Origin of the sequence: Chamaesiphon sp. OTE_75_metabat_556 (assembly GCF_031378165.1) — a bacterium.
Lineage (GTDB): Bacteria > Cyanobacteriota > Cyanobacteriia > Cyanobacteriales > Chamaesiphonaceae > Chamaesiphon.
This window is the reverse complement of record NZ_JANNDR010000299.1, coordinates 1-5,777: the sequence shown is the minus strand read 5'-3', so window position 1 is coordinate 5,777 and position 5,777 is coordinate 1. Positions and strand designations below refer to the sequence as shown.

Annotated in this window: 6 protein-coding genes; 1 reads left to right on the top strand and 5 read right to left on the bottom strand. The window is 45.8% G+C overall.

What is annotated here, in order from left to right:
* Window positions 1-198 precede the first annotated feature (198 nt).
* A complete protein-coding gene (locus tag RMO27_RS23850) occupies window positions 199-327 on the top strand; it encodes a PEP-CTERM sorting domain-containing protein (RefSeq protein ID WP_396133686.1) in 129 nt (42 codons plus the stop codon).
* Window positions 328-621: 294 nt separating this feature from the next.
* Here the strand turns inward: RMO27_RS23850 and ftsH2 are convergent, their stop codons facing one another.
* From ftsH2 to RMO27_RS12115, 5 genes are all read right to left on the bottom strand, one after another.
* Window positions 622-2,508 carry an ATP-dependent zinc metalloprotease FtsH2 gene (gene ftsH2 / locus RMO27_RS12135; protein ID WP_309732776.1) on the bottom strand — a complete coding sequence of 629 codons (1,887 nt, stop codon included), beginning with the start codon at window positions 2,506-2,508 and terminating at the stop codon, window positions 622-624.
* A gap of 254 nt (window positions 2,509-2,762) precedes the next feature.
* Complete coding sequence (locus tag RMO27_RS12130; protein WP_309732773.1) at window positions 2,763-3,653, bottom strand: PhzF family phenazine biosynthesis protein; 891 nt, start codon at window positions 3,651-3,653, stop codon at window positions 2,763-2,765.
* Window positions 3,654-3,798: 145 nt separating this feature from the next.
* Complete coding sequence (locus RMO27_RS12125) at window positions 3,799-4,989, bottom strand: alpha/beta hydrolase (protein ID WP_309732771.1); 1,191 nt, start codon at window positions 4,987-4,989, stop codon at window positions 3,799-3,801.
* 104 nt (window positions 4,990-5,093) lie between these two features.
* The gene (locus tag RMO27_RS12120; RefSeq protein WP_396133683.1) at window positions 5,094-5,507 is read right to left on the bottom strand and encodes a hypothetical protein; all 414 of its coding nucleotides are present in this window, start codon (window positions 5,505-5,507) and stop codon (window positions 5,094-5,096) included.
* Entirely contained in the window at window positions 5,500-5,760 is a 261-nt protein-coding gene (locus RMO27_RS12115; protein ID WP_396133685.1) for a hypothetical protein, read from the bottom strand. The genes RMO27_RS12120 and RMO27_RS12115 overlap by 8 nt, the downstream gene beginning before the upstream one ends.
* Between the last annotated feature and the right edge of the window lie 17 nt (window positions 5,761-5,777).

Here is a 5,777-nt window from a genome sequence, read left to right as displayed (position 1 = left end):
AATTTTTCTGTCATTTAACATGATAATATACTTGCACGATTCCTACCAGTTAAACATTACGAGAGTTACAATACCAATCTTGTCGATCGCCAGAGCGGGAACATTATAGATAAATTAGCATAGCAGGTTCGGTAGAACCATTATTTCCTTGTTAGCACTAGTTTTTCTCCTGGCGTCTCTGGCTCTTTCACGACCACGATTATTGGTCCAGGAAATGTTTCTGCTGCAACAGCAGCTCCCGAACCGTTTACCATTATCGGCACGCTAGTTGGTGGTACAGCAGCTATTCGGATGAGAAAGAAACTAAAATCTGTTAATAAAGGTTAGATCGAGTTAGTTCGGTTTAGTTCGACCTCCAAAAAATCCCCTCCACGGAGGGGTGCCCGTAGGGCGGGGTGGGTTCACCATCTTCGCTACCAACCCCCAACTCCGATCGCATCATCGATCGAGCCATCCATTGCATATATGCTTAACGAATGGAGACAGTCGATCGATTGTTTGTGGGTCGCGGAGATCTACCCACCCCGCCCGTTGGGCACCCCTCCGAGGAGGGGATTTACAAAAAGCCCTGCTAGTTGAGTGCTAGCAGGGCTTTTTAATGATTAGAATGTCAAACTGTGTCTACAGCATCGGTGCAAACTGAGGCTTCTCAGGTACCACCGTGTACTCAGCAACGATTTGGCGGAACTCTTCACCGTCGATCGTTTCTTTCTCAATTAGGATATCCACCAATCGATCGATCACCGAGCGATTTTCGCGCATGATTTGGAGCGTTTCTTGGTGACAACCAGCGACGATTTCACGGACTTGTTGGTCGATTTGAGCGGCGACTTCATCAGAGTATTCAGAGCGCGCGCCCCAGTTACCACCGAGGAAGACTTCACCAGATTGGCTTTCTAGAGACAAGGGGCCGAGTTTGGACATCCCAAACCGCGTCACCATTTGGCGTGCCATCGAGGTGACTTGTTGTAAATCTCCACCAGCACCAGTTGTGACTTCCGAATCGCCAAAGATGATTTCTTCAGCGGCGCGTCCGCCGAGGGCACCACAGATCCGAGCGCGGAGCTGCGTCCGCGAGATCAGGGATTGGTCTTCGGCTGGTGTGAACCAAGTTAAACCAGCCGCTTGTCCGCGAGGGATGAGGGTAACTTTTTGGAGTGGATCGTGGGCAGGAATCAGAGTCGCGACGATCGCGTGGCCGACTTCATGGTAAGCAATCAGACGTTTGCTCTTACCATCGACTAATGGCGTACCTTCCATCCCAGCCACTACGCGATCGACTGCATCGTCAATTTCGAGGTTGGTAATGGCATCTTTACGACGACGAGCGGTGAGAATAGCAGCTTCATTGAGCAAGTTGGCCAAATCCGCACCACTGAAACCTGGAGTCCGACGGGCGATCGCATCTAGCGAAACACCTTCACCTAATTTCTTATTCCGAGCATGGACGCCGAGGATTTCGACGCGACCTTTGACATCGGGTGGATCGACCTGAACTTGGCGATCGAATCGACCTGGACGTAAGAGAGCAGAGTCCAGGACGTCAGGACGGTTGGTAGCGGCGATAATAATAATCCCCGTATTCCCTTCAAAACCATCCATCTCGGTCAGCATCTGGTTGAGCGTTTGTTCGCGCTCATCGTTACCGCCACCGATACCGGCACCGCGTTGACGACCGACAGCATCGATTTCATCGATAAAGATGATACAAGGGGCGTTTTCTTTGGCTTTTTTGAACAAGTCGCGGACGCGGGAGGCACCCACACCGACAAACATTTCCACAAATTCCGAACCAGAGATACTAAAGAATGGTACGCCAGCTTCACCCGCGATCGCTTTAGCAAGCAGGGTTTTACCAGTACCAGGAGGGCCGACTAACAGCACACCTTTAGGAATTTTGGCACCGACAGCAGTAAAGCGTTCGGGCTGTTTGAGGAAGGTGACAACTTCTTGTAACTCTTCTTTGGCTTCAGCAATACCAGCGACATCATCAAACATCACCCCAGTTTTGGCATCCATCTGAAACTTAGCTTTGGATTTACCAAAGTTCATCGCTTGACCGGGGCCACCAGGCATATTGTTAGAACGGCGGAATAACAAGAACAAGCCGCCAATCAGCAAGGCTGGGAAAACTAAGTTACCGAGGAAACCCCAAACCGCACCATCATTCCGAACGGGATGGCTATCAAATGAGATATTTGAGTCACGTAGTTTGGCGATCAGTTCTGGGGAATTTGTTGGTAAATCTACCCGCAGCCGCTGCATCCGATTTTCCAAGTCTGGATCGATGGCTTCGACAATCGCGGTTCTACCACCATCATAAAGATCGACTGCTTTGACCCGATTGGCATCGAGATACTCCAGGAATCTACCATAGGTCATGCGAGTACTGGCTGTATTCTTGCCAACTTCAGCCGTTACGGGTGTAAATGCCCCTTGCCAGACGAAAAAGCCAATGATTAGAACGGGTATCGTCCACAGCACTGCTAGTTTCCACGAAAACTTCATAAAATTGTTTGCCTTTTAATGATGGGGTGATGAGCGACCGAGCTGACCGTGATTAATTTCAGGTTGTCTTAATAGAGTTTAAAAATATCTGAAAACATATCTTAATCAAATTTAACGTAATTCTCAGATTTCGGAAAGGGGAGAATTTAGGCTTTAGGCTTTAGGCTTTAGGCTTTAGGCTTTAGGCTTTAGGTCGGACACCTTGCTGTAGAAAGGTTTAAAGCGATTTGAACTACCATGCATTTCGTCTACTATTATAAAATAAATTCTCCTGAGGCGATGTGGATGACGCGACCGCCAATACTCACTTGACAGCTATCCGGTGTATACTCAGCCCGCAGATAGAGCAGGGAAGATCTACCCATCTCTACACCTTGCTCGACGGCAATGTCTATTCTAGAGTCACCAAAATATTCATGTTTGGCCAAATATGCCGCCAGACAGCCATTGGCACTGCCTGTGGCGGGATCTTCGGGAATCCCAAAACACTCGGTAAACACCCGAACGTGTAATTGACAACTCGCATCGACGGTTTCAGGACAAAATACGAGGATCGCTTGGGCTGGTAACTTGGCTACTGCTTGGTGGTAAAGATTCAGATTTAATTTCGCCTGACTCGCCGCCGCCAAAGTTTTCAAGGGCACGATGATAAATGGTAAACCTGTCGAGACTGGCTCGATCGGGTAGTCCAAATCGATATCACTTGAATCTACCCCAATGACAGCCGCTAGAGTGTCTGTATTTAAAGGCTCAAAAAATTTGGGCTGTTGCTGGTGCATCCAGAGAATATCTGGTTCCCCATTGAGATAGTTGAGATCGACGGGAATTTGTCCGACTTGGTAGTTGAGATTAATTTGCTTGACGGCATTTTTAATAATTTCCTGCTGGATGGCATATGCCGTCCCTAGCGTCGGATGTCCGGCGAATGGCAATTCGGTAGTCGGCGTAAAAATGCGGGTATCGTAGCCACCATTAACTTGCTCTGAATTGATGATAAAGGTTGTCTCCGAGAAATTAATCTCACGAGCAATTTGCTGCATCTGAAGATCCGTCAAATCTCCGGCATCCAAACATACAGCCAGTTGATTGCCTGTATATTTCCCCGTCGCAAACACATCCAGAATCAGAAAAGGAATGTTGTGCATATTAATCTCGAAATATTATGATGAATTAATTAATATTCTCGGATTAGTTTAGCTTCTGCGTCAACAGCAATCGATACAGCCAAATCCCCGACTTCTTGAAGAAGTCGGGGATCTTAAACCCTTCTAGCTGATTATCTCGATCGAATCATTTAGAATTAGACAATGTTTCCGGTTCGTGCAATACGCCTGCAATAATTTTCCATTTATCTTCAACTTTTCGCAGGGTATAAGTAAAGCCAAAGTGTTCGATTTCTTCACCCGCTTGATTAAATCGTTTGGCAACTCCGACAACCTGTCCTTGATTATCGCTGAGTTGAGTAACTTTGAGCGAACCGATAATTTTACTCTCCTTGAATTTTCTGACTTTTAACTTATTCATTAAAGTCTCGAATACTTTACACACATCAGATGAATTTTGCATGACTGCTACTTCTTCTGAAGTAATCAGCATAGCAGGTAAATGAAAAAATGGTTCGACTTTCTTTGGCTCCAACAAATTAAAGGTTTGAGCATAAGCACCGAATGCTCTCAGAATGTCATTAATGGGGTTTTGCATAATCTTTTTTCTATGGTTGGTTGGCGATTGTAAAAAGAGATGAATCAAATCAGCAGCGATCTCTGGATGGCTATAAGAAAAGCCATGAGCGGCATCTGCAATAATTTCTAATTTAACATTGGGAATTGTTGTAGCCAGAAAATCGCTATTCGATCGAGGAATCGCAATATCTTTATCGCCCGTGAGGATGAGCGTCAGTGCTTTGATGTCAGCCAAAGTATCGCAGGTATCGTGAGTACCAAAAGCTTGCATTTGACGATCTAAAGCATCACCCTGACTATGTAATGGGGTTGTTTTGCTCAGAAATTCTCGTAGTTCCTGTCGATTGTTTTGAATGAAAGTGGGTATAAATAGTAAATTAGAAAGATTGCCATTCATCACGCCACTAATATCGCCCAACTGACTACAGCTACCACCAGCTATCGTGCAACCGAGAATAAGTTTGTCTAGCTTATCGGGATATTTCAGTGCAAATTGCTGGGCGATCGCACCACCCATGCTAGCACCAAATACATGTGCTTTGGGAATCTTTAATGCGTCTAAAAGTCCGGCGGCATCATCTGCCATGTCTGCGATATTATAGGAGCGATTGGATCGGCTGGTGAGTCCAGCATCGCGGTTATCGAACAGGATTAGTCGATGGTGTTGCGCGAGTAATTCTGTGAATTTCTCGCCCCAATCGCGGAGACTGAAACTCAAACCCATAATCATCAGTAGCGGCGTACTGCTACCTTGAATTTCGTAGTTAATATCGATATCGCCGACGGTGATTTTAGGCATGGGTTTCCGTACAAATCGTTAATTTATACATAAAGTAATTAGCCGAAAAACTGGGTGCATAGATCGAGAATTATTCAAAGTTTTAATAAAATTCGTTCAAGTTTTTATCTCGGACGAATTTCAAAGGCTAATTCATGGCGATAGAAACACACGTTAAACTCGGCGAAAAAATTCATGTGTCCGAGGATTACAGGTGCGTCTTGAGATTGAGTCCACGCAAAAGCCAGTAAAATATGCGGAAACGATCCAATTGTTCCAGACAAAACTAAGCCTCTTGCTTCACTATGAGCTAGATTTCCACTTAATGGAATGGTCACAGTTTGGTTTTCCCAGACTGCTCCTAACTGAATACCGATCTCGTAAGGAAGGACATTGACGCTGGCACCTGTGTCTAGTAATGCCATCACCTCTACCGAATAGCTGCCATTGGTCAGCGTCAAGGGTAAATAGGGCATTACCGTTGACTGTCCAAGACCATTGGTTCGTTCGATGAATGAATAACGTTGACCATCAAGCATGGGCTGTTCCCTGTGCTACTACCAGAAGATCGGATAATGCTTGAACTGCTGCTACATCGGATTGGGGAGACCAGACAACGGCTTCAGTGGATGCTAGTCGATTGAGAAGTACACTCTCTGAATCGCTATTTCGATTTGCTTCTAGGCTACATCCTTCTTCTTTGGCTACTGCAAGCAGGAGAAAGTGAATAAGTCGCAGTTTATCCTGATGAGACAGTTGACTGACTGGAGACAGAAGTTCACTTAGTGGCATAATTTTTTTGATTAGAG